Annotated in this window: 14 protein-coding genes; 3 read left to right on the forward strand and 11 right to left on the reverse strand. The window is 62.4% G+C overall.

The features are described 5' to 3' along the window. Positions 1-51: 51 nt before the first annotated feature. The 3 genes from GWE18_RS18560 to GWE18_RS18570 all read right to left on the reverse strand — a co-directional run bounded on the left by GWE18_RS18560 (position 52) and on the right by GWE18_RS18570 (position 5,150). Positions 52-3,147: a MexW/MexI family multidrug efflux RND transporter permease subunit gene (locus GWE18_RS18560; protein ID WP_275187145.1), complete on the reverse strand. Its 3,096-nt coding sequence runs from the start codon at positions 3,145-3,147 to the stop codon at positions 52-54. A gap of 106 nt (positions 3,148-3,253) precedes the next feature. Further along, on the reverse strand, positions 3,254-4,447 hold the full coding sequence (locus GWE18_RS18565; protein ID WP_275187146.1) for an efflux RND transporter periplasmic adaptor subunit: 1,194 nt from the start codon (positions 4,445-4,447) through the stop codon (positions 3,254-3,256). Position 4,448: 1 nt separating this feature from the next. Beyond that, positions 4,449-5,150, reverse strand: a complete 702-nt coding sequence (locus GWE18_RS18570; RefSeq protein WP_275187147.1) for a TetR/AcrR family transcriptional regulator — start codon at positions 5,148-5,150, stop codon at positions 4,449-4,451. 306 nt (positions 5,151-5,456) lie between these two features. On the opposite strand from GWE18_RS18570, the gene GWE18_RS18575 reads away from it, so the two are divergent. From GWE18_RS18575 to GWE18_RS18585, 3 genes are all read left to right on the forward strand, one after another. Then, a complete protein-coding gene (locus GWE18_RS18575) occupies positions 5,457-6,677 on the forward strand; it encodes a cytochrome P450 (RefSeq protein ID WP_275187148.1) in 1,221 nt (406 codons plus the stop codon). 540 nt (positions 6,678-7,217) lie between these two features. Further along, positions 7,218-8,681 (forward strand): Spy/CpxP family protein refolding chaperone, encoded by a 1,464-nt coding sequence (locus GWE18_RS18580; protein ID WP_275187149.1) that lies wholly within the window; start codon positions 7,218-7,220, stop codon positions 8,679-8,681. A gap of 158 nt (positions 8,682-8,839) precedes the next feature. Beyond that, positions 8,840-9,190, forward strand: coding sequence for a c-type cytochrome (locus tag GWE18_RS18585; protein WP_275187188.1), 351 nt, complete (start codon positions 8,840-8,842; stop codon positions 9,188-9,190). Positions 9,191-9,237: 47 nt separating this feature from the next. Here the strand turns inward: GWE18_RS18585 and GWE18_RS18590 are convergent, their stop codons facing one another. The 8 genes from GWE18_RS18590 to GWE18_RS18625 form a co-directional block, all read right to left on the reverse strand. Next, positions 9,238-10,113 carry a hypothetical protein gene (locus tag GWE18_RS18590; protein WP_275187150.1) on the reverse strand — a complete coding sequence of 292 codons (876 nt, stop codon included), beginning with the start codon at positions 10,111-10,113 and terminating at the stop codon, positions 9,238-9,240. A gap of 13 nt (positions 10,114-10,126) precedes the next feature. Then, the gene (locus GWE18_RS18595; RefSeq protein ID WP_275187151.1) at positions 10,127-11,491 is read right to left on the reverse strand and encodes an MBOAT family O-acyltransferase; all 1,365 of its coding nucleotides are present in this window, start codon (positions 11,489-11,491) and stop codon (positions 10,127-10,129) included. Positions 11,492-11,626: 135 nt separating this feature from the next. Further along, positions 11,627-12,010, reverse strand: a complete 384-nt coding sequence (locus GWE18_RS18600; RefSeq protein ID WP_275187152.1) for a hypothetical protein — start codon at positions 12,008-12,010, stop codon at positions 11,627-11,629. A 185-nt stretch (positions 12,011-12,195) separates the two neighbouring features. Continuing rightward, the gene (locus GWE18_RS18605) at positions 12,196-12,486 is read right to left on the reverse strand and encodes a hypothetical protein (RefSeq protein WP_275187153.1); all 291 of its coding nucleotides are present in this window, start codon (positions 12,484-12,486) and stop codon (positions 12,196-12,198) included. Positions 12,487-12,721: 235 nt separating this feature from the next. Further along, the gene (locus GWE18_RS18610) at positions 12,722-13,585 is read right to left on the reverse strand and encodes a sugar phosphate isomerase/epimerase family protein (protein ID WP_275187154.1); all 864 of its coding nucleotides are present in this window, start codon (positions 13,583-13,585) and stop codon (positions 12,722-12,724) included. Next, a complete protein-coding gene (locus tag GWE18_RS18615) occupies positions 13,585-14,778 on the reverse strand; it encodes a dihydrodipicolinate synthase family protein (RefSeq protein WP_275187155.1) in 1,194 nt (397 codons plus the stop codon). The genes GWE18_RS18610 and GWE18_RS18615 overlap by 1 nt, the downstream gene beginning before the upstream one ends. Positions 14,779-14,790: 12 nt before the next feature. Continuing rightward, positions 14,791-15,942, reverse strand: coding sequence for a Gfo/Idh/MocA family oxidoreductase (locus GWE18_RS18620; RefSeq protein ID WP_275187156.1), 1,152 nt, complete (start codon positions 15,940-15,942; stop codon positions 14,791-14,793). Next, positions 15,939-17,342, reverse strand: a complete 1,404-nt coding sequence (locus GWE18_RS18625; protein WP_275187157.1) for a hypothetical protein — start codon at positions 17,340-17,342, stop codon at positions 15,939-15,941. Before GWE18_RS18625 ends, GWE18_RS18620 begins: the two co-directional genes overlap by 4 nt. Positions 17,343-17,345: the final 3 nt, after the last annotated feature.

The raw sequence follows: 17,345 nt of genomic DNA on the forward strand, positions 1-17,345 counted from the left end.
GCGGCAACGATTTCCCGCTGCCGCCGCTTGCTATTCTAGAGTTACAAAGACTCAGGTCGGCTTGAGCCCCGACCTTCCGAGATCGAAATCGGAGATCTCCTTGGTCCGCTGCGAGCCGGCCTTGGCCTGGTGGTCGGTGGCCATCCAGACATAGACCGCCGGCAGCACGAACAACGTGAACAGCGTGCCGATCGACATGCCCGCGACCACGACGAGGCCGATCGAGAAGCGGCTCGCCGCGCCCGCGCCGGTCGCCGTCAGCAGCGGGATCAGGCCGGTGACCATCGCCGCCGTCGTCATCAGGATCGGACGCAACCGGATGCGGGCCGCCATCTCGATCGCCGAACGCTTGTCGAGACCTTCCTTAAGCTGCAATTCATTGGCGAACTCGACCATCAGAATGCCGTGCTTGGTGATGAGGCCGACCAGCGTCAATAGCCCGACCTGGGTGTAGATGTTGATGGTCGCCACGCCGAAGAACAGCGGGATTAGCGCGCCGACGATCGCCATGGGTACGCTGATCATGATCACCAGCGGATCTCGCAAGCTCTCGAACTGGGCCGCCAGCACCAGGAAGATGATGATCAGCGCGAAGCCGAAGGTGATCGCAAGCTGGTTGCCTTCCTGCACATATTGGCGAGAATCAGCCAGATAGTCATGGCCGAACCCGGCAGGCAGCTTTTTGGCTTCGCCCTCCAGGAAGTCCACGGCCTGTCCCACCGTCACGCCCGGCATCGGCACCGCCGAGAAGGTCGCGGAGTTGAGCTGGTTGTAGTGCGTGAGCGAATTCGGATCGGTACCGGTCTCGATCGACACGATGGTCGAAAGCGGCACCAGTTGCCCGGTGTTGGTCGGGACGTAGTAGCCGCCGAGCGATTCCGGCGACAGCCGCTTGTCCCGCGACACCTGCGGGATGACCTGATACGAACGTCCCTCGAGATTGAAGCGATTGACGTAATTGCCGCCCAGCAGCGTCTGCAAAGTGGCGCCGACCTGCGACATGTTGATGCCGAGATCACTCGCCTTGGAACGGTCGATGGAGACGCGCACCACCGGCTGGTTGAACTCGAGGTCGCTGTCGGACACGATGAACAGCCCGCTCTTGCGCGCGGCGTCCTTCACCTTCGCCATCTCGTCATAAACGGCCTGGAAGCCGGCGGTGGAATTGACCACCATCTGTATCGGCAGCCCGCCGGGTCCGCCCGGGAGCGGCGGCAGGTTGAACGCGAACGCCTGGACGCCTTCGATCTTGCTGATCTCCGCCTGCACCAGCGGCTTCAGCTTAATCGAGGAACGCTCGCGCTCATCCCACGGCTTGAGCAGCATGCCGGCAATGCCGCCCTGCGGCCCGTTGATCCCGTTCAGGACGAAGCGCAGGTCGGTTTCCGGAAATTTGGCAAACGCCTTGTCGAGCTTGTCGCCGTAGAAATCGACATAGTCGATGTTGGCGTATTTCGGCGCCTTGGTCACCGAGAACACGATGCCCTGGTCTTCCTCGGGCGCGAGCTCCTTGGAAGTGTTCATATAGAGGAAGCCGACCAGACCGAGGATCGTCAGCGCGAACAGCCCGGTGATCGGACGATAGTCGAGCGAGCGGTCGAGCTGGCGTCCGTACCAGCGGGTCATCGCGCCGAATACCCTGTTGACCAGTCTCGAGAATCGCCCTTCGTCCGCGCTCTTCAGGAGGACCGAGCACATCATCGGCGACAGCGTTAGCGCGATCACGCCCGACACGATCACCGAGCCTGCAAGCGTGAAGGCAAACTCTCGAAACAACGAACCGGTCAAGCCGCCGAGGAATCCGATCGGCGCGTACACCGCTGCCAGCGTGATAGTCATCGAGATTACGGGACCTACAATTTCGCGCGCGCCCTGCAGCGACGCCTGTACCGGAGTTTTTCCCTCTTCCAGATGTCGATGGATGTTCTCGACCACCACGATGGCGTCGTCGACCACGAGCCCGATCGCCAGCACCATCGCCAGCAACGTCAGAAGGTTGAAGCTGAAGCCCATCGCCAGCATCAGGCTGCAGACGCCGATCAGCGACAGCGGAATCGTCACCACGGGAATGATGACCGAGCGGAACGAGGCCAGGAACAGGAAGATCACGACCACGACGATCAGCACCGCCTCGATCAGCGTGTTCTGCACCTCGTCGATCGACGACTGAATGAACTTGGTGGAATCATAAGCCACCTTCATCTTCATCGACGGCGGCAGGTTGCGTTCGAGCTCCGGAAACAGCGCGCGCACGCCCTTGACCAGCGTCAGCGGGTTGCCTTGTGGCGTCGCCTGCACGCCGATGAAGATCGCGCGCTCGCCGCTGAAGGCGACGCTCGCATCCGAGCTTTGGGCGGCGAGTTCGACAGTCGCGATATCCTCGATCCGCACGAAGCCGCCGTCCTTGGATTTGACGATCATCTTCTTGAATTGATCGAGATTCCGCAGGTCCGTGTTGGTCTGAACGTTCGAGACGATGAAGTAGCCCTTGGCCTGACCGGCCGCGGCCTGGAAGTTGTTGGCGGCAATCGCCGCCGAAACGTCGCTCGGCGATACGCCGCGCCCCGCCATCCGCACCGGATCGAGCCACAGCCGCATCGCGAACGTTTGTCCGCCGAGAATGTCGGCGGATGCAACGCCGTCGACCGTCGACAGCACCGGCTGCACCACGCGTGTCAGATAGTCTGAAATCGCCGACCCCGAGAGTTCTTCGCTGGAGAAGCCCAGATACATCACCGCCGTGGTTTGGCCGGTCGTCTTGGTTATGACCGGATCGTTCGATTCCTTCGGGATCAGGTATTTGACCGAGTTCACCTTGGCGAGAACCTCGGTCAGCGCCTGATTCGGGTCGAAATTCAGCTTGATGTAGACCTGGATCGTGCTGGTGCCTTGCACGGACGACGAGGTGATGTAGTCGACGCCCTCGGCGGAGGCGACCGCCTGCTCGATCGGAGTGGTGATGAAGCCCTGAATGAGGTTAGCCGACGCGCCCGGATAAGACGTGGTGATGTTGACCACCGTATTCGACAACTTCGGATATTGCCGGATCGGCAATACGCTGGCGGCCCTGAGACCGATCAGCAGGATCAGCAGACTCACGACGACCGAGAGGACCGGACGCTTGATGAAGATATCGGTTAAGGCCATCGCAGATTTATCCCGGTGAGTTCAGCAGTTTTGGGCGCGGTCTCGTCTCGAGGGCCGCTGCCCGTCTTTCGCCAACGCGGCCCCTCAGGATCGCGCTCATCTGTTGTCAGTAGCGCGGTGGCTTCGCGGGAATCGGCGGTGTCGGATCGGTCGAGATCGTCACGGCGGATCCCGATTGCAGCTTGAGCTGCCCCACCGCCACGACGCGGTCGCCGTCCTTCAGGCCCTTCAGGATTTCAGCCCGTCCTTCGACGCGCTTGCCGGTCTGCACGAACGTCCGCGTCACCGTGAGGCTGGTTTTGCCGTCCTCTTCCTTTTTCTCGCTGAGCAGGAAGACCGAGTCGCCATAGAGCGTGTAGTCAACCGCGGTTTCGGGCACGGTGACCACAGGCGGCTTGTCCGGCAGCACCACGGTGGTGGTCACGAACATGCCGGGCTTGAGGATACGGTCCGGATTCTGGATCGTCGCCTGCACGCGAATGTTGCGCGTTTCGGCCGCGATCTGCGGCTCGATGGTGGTGATCTTGCCCTCGAAGGTACGGCCCGGATAGGCATCGACCGCGATACGGACGATCTGGCCGACCTTGAGCTGGCCGGAATCCTTTTCCGTCACGGTGAAGTTCGCATACAGCGCCGACAGATCGGTCAGCGAGACGATCTGCGTGCCGGCCGTGAGATATTGTCCAACCTCGACCCTGCGAACGCCGAGTTCGCCATCGAACGGCGCCCGCACCAGCTTCTGCGAGATGATCGCCTCGGTCTTGGCGATGCCGGCGCTGGCCTGGTCGAACGCCGCTTGCGCGGTGTCCACCGTCGCCTGCGGCCCGACCTGACGCTCGGCCAGTTGCTTGGCGCGATCCAGCGATATCTGCGCCACTCGCTGCTGCGCCTTATAGTTCGCGAGGTCGCCCTGCTCCGGACCGTCGAACAACTGCACCAGCGGCGTACCTGCCTTCACGCTTGCACCAGCTGTAAACTGGATGTCGGTGATGCGGCCGTTGACGTCGGAGGTGACGTTGACCTGATGCACGGCGGCGAGATCGCCGACCGCGGTCAGGAGGTTCGGAATGGTCTCGGACTTCGCCGTGGCAACGTTGACGCTCACCGGCGGCGGCTTGTTGTTCGCGAAGAACTGCGCAATCATCTTGCCGCGGAAGTAGTTGAACCAGACGAGGCCGCCGACCAGCAAGGCCAGCAACAATCCCACGACGATGAACCATCGCACCATCCGGACCGGCCGCTTGTGCGTCTTATCGACAATCGGCTTGCCCGATATCTTGTGTTCAGTCACGATATTCATGTCATGCACTTTCTGCAGTTACCGATCGTCCCGAATTCGGTGACAGCTCGCCGTCCAAATGAGAAGCAATTGCGGCTTCGGTAAGTCCGATGCCGCGCAGGATGAATTGACAAAGTTGCCGCTGCAGATCGGCGGCGTTGCCGTAGGAAAGACAGGGCACGGCCGGAAGCCGCGTGAGCGCCGCCATCAGCACGGTGTGGTGCGCGAACCAGAACAGGTTGAGCGGGTCGCTGCCGATCCGCACCGCATCGCCAACCGCGACCGCGCGTTCGATCGATGTGGAAAATACCGGCCCGATTAGGCCGCCGATCTTGTCGTAAAGCAGCCGCGCGAATTCGCCGTCGTCGAGATGGCTCGTCGTCATCAGCCGCAGCCGCTGCGCTTCCTCCGGATCCGACCCGTCCGACACCTCGACGAAATGGCCAACCATGCCCTTGACCAGCTCGACCAGTGTGGCAGTTGAAGGTTCTTGGCCGAGCAGATGTGCGAAATCCGGATCGGCCTCGCACTCCTCGGTGAGAATTTCGGCGTAGAGCGCGGCCTTGGAGGGGAAGTGCTTGAACAATAGCCCTTCCGAAATGGCTGCGGCCGCTGCCACGCTCTTGGTCGTGGTGCCGGCAAAGCCGTTGCGGGCAAAGCATCGCTTGGCGGCGCTCAAGATCAATTGCCGCCGCAAATCACTGGTCATGCGCAGGGTAGACATGGGGGCGTGAGTAATCACTCACCTTGACAGAGTCAAGGATCCATTGCAGCGCACCAAGCGAATTATGTCGCGGGGTGACGTCAAAGACACAGCTTCATCGCGTTGTTTGAGCATGACTTTTCCTGGAATCCGGCGCTCACCTTGCCGGCTCATCCTGGATCAGCTGCAACCCCAACGCGCCGCGGATGGTTTCGGAGCTGGAAAATGCGCTCTGGCTTGACGCCCCGGGAATGGCATCTAAGATAGTTGCAGTTGCGACTAATTTGATGGTCGCTTGCTTAATTTTCCCAAAGAGTGTGCCGGGCCATGAATTTGGATGCGCGCGAACTGGCGGCCACCTTCGACCTCGAAAGGCTGACGCGGGAGTTCTACGCCGACCCCTACCCGACCTACCGCGCGCTGCGCGAGACCGAACCGGTCAAGCGGCTGCCGAATGGCTCGTATTTTTTGACCCGCTACGACGATCTGGTTGCAGCCTACAAGAACACCAAAGCCTTCTCTTCGGACAAGAAGAAGGAGTTCTCGCCGAAGTACGGTAATTCGCTGCTCTACGAGCACCACACCACAAGCCTTGTGTTCAACGATCCGCCCGCCCACACCCGCGTGCGGCGGCTGATCATGGGCGCGCTCTCGCCGCGCGCGATCGCCGGCATGGAGCCCGATCTGATCCGGCTGGTCGACCGCCTGCTCGACGCCATCGCCGCCAAGGGCAAGGTGGACCTGATCGACGATTTCGCCGCCGCGATCCCGATCGAGGTGATCGGTAATCTGCTCGACGTCCCCCAGGGCGAGCGCGAGCCCTTGCGCGATTGGTCGCTGGCTATCCTCGGTGCGCTGGAGCCGGTGATCGGCCCGGACGCCTTCGCCCGTGGCAACAAGGCGGTGGAGGATTTCCTGTCCTACCTCGAAGGGCTGGTGGCGCGGCGACGGGCCAAGCCTGGCAATCCCGACCGCGACGTGCTGACGCGGCTCATTCAGGGCGAAGACAATGGCGAACGGCTGACCGAAAAGGAGCTGCTGCACAACTGCATCTTCCTGCTCAATGCCGGCCACGAGACCACCACCAACCTGATCGGCAACGGCCTGGTGGCGTTGTCGAACCACGCCAGCGAGAAACGCCGGTTGATCGAGAATCCCGCGCTGATCAAGACCGCTGTCGAGGAAATGCTGCGGTTCGAGAGCTCCAATCAGCTCGGCAATCGCATGACGGTGGAGCCATTCGAACTGGGCGGCATCGCGATGCCACCGGGCACGCCGGTGACGCTGTGCATCGGCGCCGCCAACCGCGACCCCGCGCAGTTCGCCGATCCCGAACGTTTCGATATCAGCCGCACGCCGAACCGGCATCTGGCCTTCGGCACCGGCGCGCATCAATGCGCCGGCATGGCGCTGGCGCGGCTCGAGGGCGCGATCGCGATCTCTCATTTCCTCGCGCGCTTTCCGGATTATGCGCTCGACGGCGCACCGGTACGCGGCGGCCGCGTGCGCTTCCGCGGGTACTTGAGCGTGCCTTGCACGGTCAGCTAGCGCCGTAGGCGAACTGCATCAGTCCTGCGTCGCAAAATCGCAATGTAAGCCACAGACGCCAGGCGAACGATTTCTGCGGTTGCGCGTTGACACTTCCGGGCGACGAAGCACGAGGGAGTTGAGACCATGCTTCCGCGCGTCGCCCGCGTTGCAACGCTTCTTCTTGGTGTCTCCGCGATCGCGCTGAGCACCGGCTCATCCGCCCAAATGGGAAGGGGTCACGGTCCAGGGGGCGTGGCTGCGCCGGCAGCACCACCTGCCATGTCCCGTCCAGCGGGACCACCGCCGGCTATGGCCCGCCCAGCGGCACCTCCGGCTATGGCCCGCCCGGCGGCACCGCCCCCGATGGCTCGTCCTGCGGCGCCTCCGGCTATGGCGCGACCCGCCGCGCCGGCGATCCGTGCAGCTCCCCCGCCTCAGCGTCCAGCCATGGCCCCGCGCGCGGCGCCGCAAATCGCCGCACCGCCGCGAGCGGCCGCGCCGCGCATTGCAGGGCCACGACCCGAGATCCAGCGTTCCGCGCCGTCGCAGCGACCGGCCATGACGAGACCCGAACCGCGCATCGCCGCACCGTCGCGCCCGAGCACGCTGCCCGCTGTGGGCGGCCGACCGTCGCGACAGGAGCAGATCGAAACGCGCGCGCAACAGCGTGAGCAGCGCATCCAGCAGCGACAGCAAATTGTGCAGGAACGCCAGCGCGAGACGCTGTCGCGCCAGAGCACAGAGCGCCAGAACCGGATCGATCGCTTGCAGCAGCGCGTACAGCAATTGCAGTCGCAGCAGCCGGAAGGTCTCCGGGCGCAACGTGCGCAGGAACGGTTGCTGCAGACGCAGAACCGGTTGCTCCAGCGCGAACAGCGCCTGCAGCAGACCGATCAGGCGCGCCTGCAGCGGCTGGCGCCACCTCCTTCGGCTGAACGATCCGCCGCTGCTGCCGCCGCGCAGGCTGCAGCCCGCGGACGGTTTGCCGCGCAGTTCCGCAGCAATGATGCCTTGCAAGCCCGAACCGCGCTGATGGCCCGCGAGAACCACTGGGCTCCCCGCCACGCTTGGCGGCACGGGCACCGCGCCGCGTTTGTGGCCTGGCTCGGCCCGGTCTTCTGGCCCTACGCCTATTCCGACATCTTCAGTTACACCTTCTGGCCCCATGCCTACGATCCCGGCTATTGGGCCTACGCCTACGACGATTTCGTCGACACGGTGTTTTGGGGTACGGACAGCCCGTACTCCGCTTATGCCAGATATCCCGAACCCGGCGCGGCAATCACCGATTTCCGAGCGCGCAAGCCTGCAAGCGTGAGCCGGCAGACGATCCGGCAATTGTGTGGCGATCCGGATAAGGGCGTGACCGCCTGGCCAATCGCGGAGATCACGCGCGCGGTCCAGCCAACGCCCGAGCAGCGCGCCCTGCTCGACGAATTGAAAGCCGCTGCGGCAAAGGCTGCCGATGTGTTCAAGGAATCCTGCGCCGATACCTATGCGATGACGCCGCCCGGCCGCTTGCGGGCAATGACGAACCGCGTCAGCGCAACGCTCGACGCGGTGAGGATCGTCCGGCCGGCACTGGAGCAGTTCTATAATTCGCTGGACGACGAGCAGAAGGCGCGCTTCAACGCGCTCGGCCCGAACGTCGGCGAGCGATCGCCACAGCCGCCACAGCAGGAAGCGAATGCTCAGGCCGAGGCTTGTGGCGATCCGAAATCCAGCCTCACCCAGCTACCGATCGAACGGATCGAGGCTGTCGTACGGCTGGCGGGCGAGCAAAAGGAGGCGCTTGACCGCTTGAGCGACGTGACCAAGAAGGCCGTTGCAGGGCTACAAGCTGCCTGCCCGGACGACGTGCCGCTTACGCCGGTCGGGCGGCTGGACACGATGGAGAAGCGGCTCAAGGCCATGCTCGAGGCAGCCGATTGGGTGCAGGACGCATTGGACAAGTTCTATGCCACGTTGAGCAGCGAACAGAAGGCGCGCTTCAATACGCTGCAACAGACCGCAAGCCCCTGACCACAACTCTGACCCGATCCTCTTGCTGACGAGGTGATCGAATGAGGCAATGGAACTTCATCATGCTTCTGGCCCGGCCAATGTCCAGCCGGCTAGACGCATCTGTGCGGCGCCGTAACCGGATGTTCCTGATAGGGACATTGAGCGCAATGGCGTACATGTTTCCATCGCCTTCCGCCCTGCCTCAGGCGTCGCAGGGCACGGAGGACGCCTCAGGACAACAAGCGTTCAACAATGCCTGTAGAACCTGTCATATCGTGAGAGAGGGCGACAACCGGCTCGGCCCGAACCTGCACAAGATTATTGGTCGGAAGGCAGGATCGCTACCGGACTACGGGTTTTCCAGCGCGATGAAGGAGGCAGGCTTCGTCTGGGACGAGGAGAAGCTCGATCGCTTCATTGCAAACCCCGATGAGGTCGTACCCGGCAACAGCATGAAGCCGTATGGCGGCCTCACATCGAGCGAGGATAGAAAAAAGATCATCGCTTTCCTTGCTCAACCGCGATGACGCCGCAGCCGCAGGCGTTTTCGGAACGCAGGTCGGCTAGCCATCCATTACCTCACCGTGCGCGCCAATGCTAAAGCGCGTTCCATCGCCTGCGTCACAATCACCGCAGAGCGTTCGTCGAGATGAACGCCGTCCGCCCAGCGCAGTTCGCTTCGGTTCACTTCGACAGGCAACCATCGTTTCGTATCCGGAAACGCGGCGTGAACCATCTCCCGCGTGGTCGCTGCATACCGCGAGCCTTCAATCGGCTCCGAATACGGTAGCTCGAACAGCAACACCCGCGCGCCGCGATGCTCCACCATCCGGATCAATTCCTCAATTCGTTTCGCGTTGACCCGGGCGGCATCCGCCGGATCCTCCGCATTGAATTGCTGCAGCGCGCGATCCGCATAGACCCGGTTGTCGAAATCGCTCGGCGGCTGCTCGGTCAGTTTGCGCAGATTGAGTACGACCTGCTCATGCGTGAGGGGGGCGTGAAGCCGCTGCTCATAGGCGGCGACCGCAGCCCTGACGGGGCGAAAGAACAACGGCTCGGTGTCACCGCGTGAGTAACGCTCGACCAGCGCGGCATCGGTGGGACGGGTCAGAACATTCGCCTCGACCAGAATGAATTTCGGGAGCGGCGGCTGGTTCGCGACGATCTCCAGCCCGGTGATCGGAGAGCCCCCCGCAAGCGCCAGATTCCGCAAGCCGGCCGTTGCAAAATATTCCTCCTTGAGGCGGAACGTGATCGAGCTGCCCACCAGCACGATGTCAGGCACGGGCTCGCGCAGGTAACGGCTCAGGTTGATCAGCGTGCCATCCCGTGTCGTCGTCGCCGGCATTTGCAACCCGATGCCGAAGCGCATGGTGGCGAAGCCGCAGGCGATCAAGACAATCGCCGCGGCAGCCCCGCATTGTACCAACCACCTAGCGGCAGACATTTTTTCCTCGTCCCTAGAACTGAAAGTAGATGAACGACGTTTCGGGACCGGCCTCCAGATACATCAGCGCGGCCATCGAGCCATAGAGATAAGGTTCCACCCGGCGCAAATTGCCTTCGAAAAGCGGTCGGGAAACAAAGTGCTGGATCATGACGGGCAGCGAATAGAGCAGCGCCAGGCTGTAGAACAGCTTGGTCGGATTGGGATTCGTGCTCGGCGTAAACATGCCCGTGAGATAGCCGATCGCATGATCGAAGTTCGGCAGCTTGAAGAAGATCCAGAGCATGGTGACGCAGACAAAGACGACGGTCATTCGCGCCGCTCGAAGCGCCGCAAAATCGATCGAAGCCAGCCGCGCCAACAAGGGGCGTTCGAGCACCAGCAACAGGCCGTGCATCAATCCCCACAGCAGATAGCTAAGACCGGCGCCATGCCAGAGACCGCCTAGTCCCATGACGATCATCAGGTTCAAATAGGTCCGCCATATGCCATGGCGGTTGCCGCCGAGCGGAACGTAAAGATAGGTCCGCAGCCAGGTCGATAGCGAGATGTGCCAGCGCGTCCAGAACTCGGAGAACGATGTCGCGATGTAGGGAAGATTGAAGTTGATCGGCAGACGGTAACCGAACAAGAGACCAAGGCCGATCGCAATCGCGGAATAACCGAAGAAGTCCGCATAGATCTGATAACTGTAGAGGAAGACGAGCAGCCAGCGATCCTGGGTCTGTAGCGTCTCGTAGAGCGGGAAGCTCATATAAGACGTCATTTCATTGAGGTTGTTCGCAACGTAGAGCTTGAAGAAGAACCCGGTCAGGATCCATTTCGCGGCCTCGACGAGCGGAACGTCCGAAAAATATTTCGGCTTGATTTGCGGCATGAACATTTCCGCGCGCGTGATCGGACCTGACACGAGTTGCGGAAAGAAAATGATGTAGAGGAATACGCCGGTCAGCGTCGGCGGTGCCGTCTTCTGCCGGGTCAGATCAACCAGAAGGCTGATGTTGTGGAAGACGAAAAAAGAAATGCCGATCGGCAGCGGCAGTTTCAGAAGAAAGTCAAGCGGCGCGAAGTCGACCAGGCTGGGCGACGCCGGATCGATGAACAGCAGCTTGTACTTGAAGAAGGCTAGCAGTGCGACGTTGAAGACGATGCCGACCGGAAGCCAGACCTGCCGGTTTCGCAATGCCAGGACCAGGAAGAGATAAGTTCCGAAAACCGCGACAGCCAACAGCGCCAGCAGTTCCGGCTGGCCATATCCATAAAAGAACAGGCTGGCGAAGACCAGGAGATGGACCTGAAACGCCCTCAGCGCCGGCAGATAATAGGCCGCAAATATGATCGCGACAAAGGCGCCGAACTGCCAGGAAGTGAAAGTCATGCCGCCCCAACGGTGGTTGGGGAAGCTCTAGCATTTCGGCCCCGGAGGGCATAGCCGAAACCGGACCACCGTCCCGCATCGGGCGACCCGAGAGGGCTCAGGCGCCGCTCGGTTCCGCCCTAGCGTGCGGCAGTTCTAATTGCCGGCGGTGTTGAAGCGGGAAAGATCGCAATCCCGTTCGGCATATTTCACGCGCCGCAGGCCCTCGCGGTCTTCGACCACAGTCGGTCGGCAGCGCTCCTTCCAGGCAGCCTGGGCGGCGGCCTCATCGGCCTTCAACTCTTCCGCTGTCCGGGGCGCGATCTTCAAGGTGCCGCGGTTGCCGACGTAGAAGTTGGTTTGCTGGCTGGGAAGCAGCGGCGCGCCGGAGGCAATGGCCGCGGCCTTGGCATCCGCTGCAGCCCGCGCCGCCCGGGCGGCCTGCGCGGCATCCGCGGCGTGGCCGTGATCCATCGCGAATTGCGCGGACGCGGACGATACCGAAGCTGCGACAATCGAGATGGCGATGAAGACGCGCATGGACACTGCCCCTTGAAATGAATGCCGAACGTCAGGAATGCCCGACAAGCATTGAGGCGGCGTAAAGCGGCGTGACTAACCGGGTCGCAATTTGGTAGATAAAGATTTAGCGGAATTTCGGGCGCGACAAGGCGCCGTCGAGCCCGGAGTGCTCCGCGCCGATTGCGGGGAGCGCAAGCGACCAGTTACTCGCTGCGGCCGAACTCGCAGCCCTTGCGGGCGTAAACCAGGCGGACGACGCCTTCGCTATCGTAGGTGCGCTGCGGCTTGCAGAACGCTTCCCACTTCTCGATGCTGGCTCGCCTTGCCTTCTCGTTTTCCTGATCCTGCGCCGCGTTGCGCGGCGGATCGTCCAAGTAGGACGTCGTACACACATTGCCATAGAACTTGCTGTGGGTGCAGCGTTCGACGATCTGCCATGCCTGCGCCGACGTCGACAGCAGGGTGAGGGTCGCAATTGCGTAAAGGATTTTCATGTTGTCGCTCATCGCTATCGGAGACGTTCTCCGTGCGGAGTAGCTAGCGCCGGAGTTCTCGCGCGCGCAACGGTAACCCTTTGTTAATCTAAATAGCCACGGAAAAGGTTAAACCTGGAACCGCGCGCTGTCTCTTCGCGCGACATTATCAGAAAAGAGAACGCGCTGCAGTTCACATACGAGACAACACCGTCCGCCATTGAGACAGCGAACAAACGACTTCGATCGCCGGCTGCTACACTACCGTGCGATGCCGCTCGATGCAGGTCCTCAAAACCTCGTCCATCGGCCTTGCCCACCAGTCGCTGGAGAAGATTTCGATCTCGGAATAGCCGGCAAAGCCCTGCGCCTCAACTGCCGATCGTGCGGATTTGATGTCGATGACGCCGTCGCCCATCATGCCGCGGTCGTTGAGAATGTCCTTGGTCGGCACCAGCCAGTCGCAGACGTGAAACGCAAGCAAACGATCCTTCCCCGCGCGCGCGATCTGCGGCATCAATTCCGGATCCCACCAGATGTGATAAACGTCCAGCGCGACACCGAGCGCGCCGGTGCGCTGCGGATCGAGCTCGTCGCAAATATCCAGCGCCTGTTTTGTCGTGTTCACGCAAGCGCGGTCGGCGGCATAGGCCGGATGCAGCGGCTCGATCGCCAGCGGCATACTGGCCCCTTTCGCGTATTCCAGCATCTCCGCGATGGCGTCATGAACCTGTGTCCGCGCAGCGACGATGTCTTTCGAGGCCGCGCTTCCCGGGCGCGAATATTGCGGCAGGCCGCCGACGACCAGCACGATGCAGGGCGCGCCCAGCGCCTTGGCTTCGTCGACGGCGCGGCGGTTATCGTCGCGCGCCTCGATGCGGTGCGCCGCATCTGAGGTGAACATGCCGCCGCGGCAGTAGCCTGACAATTCAAGCCCGGCGTCACGCACCGCGCGGACGGCGCGATCGAGACCAATGGCCGCGACCTGGTCGCGCCAGGGATCGATGGCGCGGATGCCATGGCGCGCGCAGGCGTCGATGATGGCAACGAGATCGCCCTGCTTGCGGACCGTCGCCGTATTCAGCGACAGCCAGCGATGATCGGAAGAAAAATCGCGCATCAGGGCTCGATGCCGCGCGTTGCCAACACCGTCTTCATGCGCCGTGTCGCCAGTTCAGGGTTGGAGAGCAGCCCGGCCTTGTCGGCGAGCCGGAACAGGTCGGCCAGATGCAGCGTCGAGCGTGCGCTCTCCTGCCCGCCGACCATGGTGAAATGATCCTGATGGCCGTTGAGATAGGCCATGAACACGATGCCGGTCTTGTAGAACCGCGTCGGCGCCCGGAAGATATGGCGCGACAGCGGAACAGTCGGCCCCAGCACGTCGTGGAAGCCGGCCTCGTCGCCGGCGGCGAGCCGCGACAGCGCATAGGACGCCGCCGGCGCGATGGCATCGAAGATGCCGAGCAGCGCGTGCGAAAAACCCTTGTCGTCGCCGGCGATTAGTTCGGCATAGTTGAAATCGTCGCCGGTATACATCTTGACGTTCTTGTCGAGCCGCCGGCGCATGTCGATCTCGCGCTGCTTGTCGAGCAGCGAGACCTTTACGCCATCCACCTTGGCCGCGTTGGCGTTGATAATGGCAACCGCAATATCCATCGCCTTGTCGAGATCGGCAGTGCCCCAATAGCCTGAAAGCGCCGGGTCGAACATGTCGCCGAGCCAGTGGATAATCACGGGCTCGCGAACCTGCGACAGCACGCGATTATAGACCTTGGCGTAGTCGTCGGCGCTGCGCCCGAGTTTCGCCAGCGCGCGCGAAGCCATCAGAATGATGCGGCCGCCGGCCTTCTCCACCGCCGCGATCTGCTCTTCATAGGCACGGATGACGTCGTCGATCGTCTTGGCGTCCTCCACCGCGAGGTGATCGGTGCCGGCGCCGGAAAACACCAGCGCATTGCCCTTTGCCTTTGCCGCCTTGACCGAGCGCTGGATCAATTCCAGCGAGGTCGGCCAGTCCAAGCCCATGCCGCGCTGCGCGGTATCCATCGCCTCCGCGACGCCGAGGCCGAGGTCCCAGACATGCTCGCGGAACGCAATGGTCCGATCCCAGTCGATCGCAGCGCTAAGCCAGGGATCGTTGTCCGCCAGCGGATCGGCGACCACATGCGCGGCCGAGAAAGCCACGCGGCTCAGCGTGCCTTCGAGCTTTGCCGGAAACGTCCGCGACGCCGCCAGACGATAGGTCTCGATCGAGCGATCCGCTGCCGGCAATTTCAGCGACAGCGATGACATCGGTGGGACAGGCTTGTTCATGGTTAGGCCTCCTCACACCTTGATCGGGGCAACGTCGATCCAGCGCCGCTCCCGCCAGCTCTGCAGCGCGCATTCGGCAAGCTGCACGCCCTTGGCGCCTTCGAGCAGCGTGAACTTGTAGGGCGCATCCTCGCAAACGTGGCGGATGAACATTTCCCACTGCTCCTTGAAGCCGTTGTCGTAGACGACATTTTCCGGAACCTTCTGCCAGTCGGCATAGAAATCATGGGTGCGCTTCTCGTCCGGATTCCACACCGGACGCGGCGTCGCCTGGCGAGCCTGGATCACGCAATCGGTCAGGCCGGCCACCGCCGAGCCATGAGTGCCGTCGACCTGGAAGGTGACGAGGTCATCACGATAGACCCGCGTCACCCAGCTCATGTTGATATGCGCGATCACGCCGCCCTTGAGGCGGAAGGTGGCGTAGGCGGAGTCATCGGCGGTCGCCGTGTACTTCTTGCCCTTCTCATCGAAACGCTCGGGGATATCAGTCGTGCCGAGGCAAGAGATACTTTCGACCTCACCGAACAGATTGTCGAGCACGTAACGCCAGTGGCAGACCATATCGAGAATGATGCCGCCACCATCCTCGCTGCGGTAATTCCACGACGGCCGCTGCGCCTCCTGCCAGCCGCCCTCGAACACCCAGTAACCGAACTCGCCGCGCACCGAGAGCATGCGGCCGAAGAAGCCGGAATCGCGCAGGAACGCGAGCTTCTTCAGGCCCGGCAAAAACAGCTTGTCCTGCACCGTACCGTGCTTGACGCCCCTGGCATTGGCGAGCCTGAGCACCGCAACCGCCTCATCCAGATTGGTCGCGATCGGCTTTTCGCAATAGACGTGCTTACCGGCTTCGATCGCCTTGGTCAGCAGCGAGGGACGCGCCTGCGTGGTTGCGGCGTCGAAGAAGATGGTGTCGTCCTTTGCGGTCAGCGCCTTGTCGAGATCGGTCGACCACCGCTCGACGTTGAAGCGCTTGGCGAGCCGTTCCACCTTATCCGCATCGCGGCCGATCAGGATCGGGTCGGGCAGCATGCGGTCACCGTTAGACAGCAGCACGCCGCCCTGGTCGCGGATCGCGACGATGGAGCGGATCAGATGCTGGTTGAGCCCCATGCGGCCGGTCACACCGTTCATGATCAGGCCGAGGCGTTTGGTCGTCATACTGCTTTCTCCAAGGAAATTCTGGCTGTGGGCTGCTCAAGCGGCGACATCGCGGACCATTCCGGATGCGTGGCCGTGGCGAAGCCCGGCGTGGTCAGCGATCCCGTCAGGAGATCGCCATCGTGTATCGCGAGCCGGACCTTGCCGGCGTCGCGGGCATAGAGATCGGGATGCGCCGCAAGAAAAGCCGCCGCTTCGACGGCCGGCGTGTCGCCAAAGCCGTCGACATAATGATGACCGTTGCGCTCGGCATGGGTGACGCCGATCAGCGCGCCGAGCGCGAGATCCTGCTGCACGGCAAGGCCCGCCTGACAAGTCAGATCCTCGCCGGCAACGAAGCATTTTTCGCCGCCTGCGCTCCACTTGGCCGCGCGGGTCGCGTTAATCACCGATTTGTAGATACCCTTGCAGGATTTTGAGGAGATACCACGATAGCCGAGCGTCCGCGCCACTGGGAACGCGTCGTAAGAGTCGTCGGCTTCGTCAACGATGAAATCGCGCCGCGCCAGCGCGCCGAGCGGCGATTGTCGGGTGATGTCTCGCGGCATCGGCTGTTCGATATAGAGCAATTTGGACGCGATCGGCCGTAGTGCAGCCTCGCGATCGAGCCGCTCGACCAGCGCGCTCAAAGCTGCGAGATCGGCATATTGCTCGTTGGCGTCCAGCGTGACGCGGTAATCATGGGGGAGCGTGGCAAGCTCGCGGCCGATCCGGATGAGCCGATCTGCGTCGTGAGTGGGATCGCCGTTGAGCTTGAGCTTAAAATAGCGTGCTCCGGCGTTTTCCCTGCTGTCGGCAACCCCGCCCTCGCCTTCGACCTTATCGTCCATGCCGACGGTGTGTCGGATCGCGACGCGCTCCAGCCGCTTGCGGCTCGCGAGAAACTGCGTCACGTCATTATCGCCGAGATCACGTGACAGGCGGGCATCGATTCCGGCGACATTGGCCGCCATGCCGTCGAAGAAATTGGCGCCGGTGCAGCGCAAAAGGGCATCGAGGATCGCTTTGTCGATTTCGGCCGGTCCGTACGCCGCGGCCAGCCGCGGGATATCTTCTCTGGCGCATGCTTCGATCTGCGCGCCGATGCAGGCGGCATGCAGGCCGAACGCGGTCTCGAACCCGGAATGGGCCAGATAAATGTCCCGCGCGATCAGCAGTGAGCGCCGCAGTTCGGTCACCGTCTCCAGCGGCGAAAGGTGCGGCCGCTTGTCGAACCATTTTGGCACCAGGAATTCGGCGCTGGCGCCAATCGCGCTGCCCTTGCCTTCGACCTCGATTTCGACCCGCACGAAAGCCTGCGGCGTCGCGTTGATGACAACCGCGCCGAACCGGAACGGCCGGGCAAAGTTTACCTGCCGGTCAAAAAAATCGATGTCCTTTACGGCCAAACGATACGGCATGAA

It is taken from the genome of Bradyrhizobium sp. CSA112, from assembly GCF_029051645.1.
Lineage (GTDB): Bacteria > Pseudomonadota > Alphaproteobacteria > Rhizobiales > Xanthobacteraceae > Bradyrhizobium.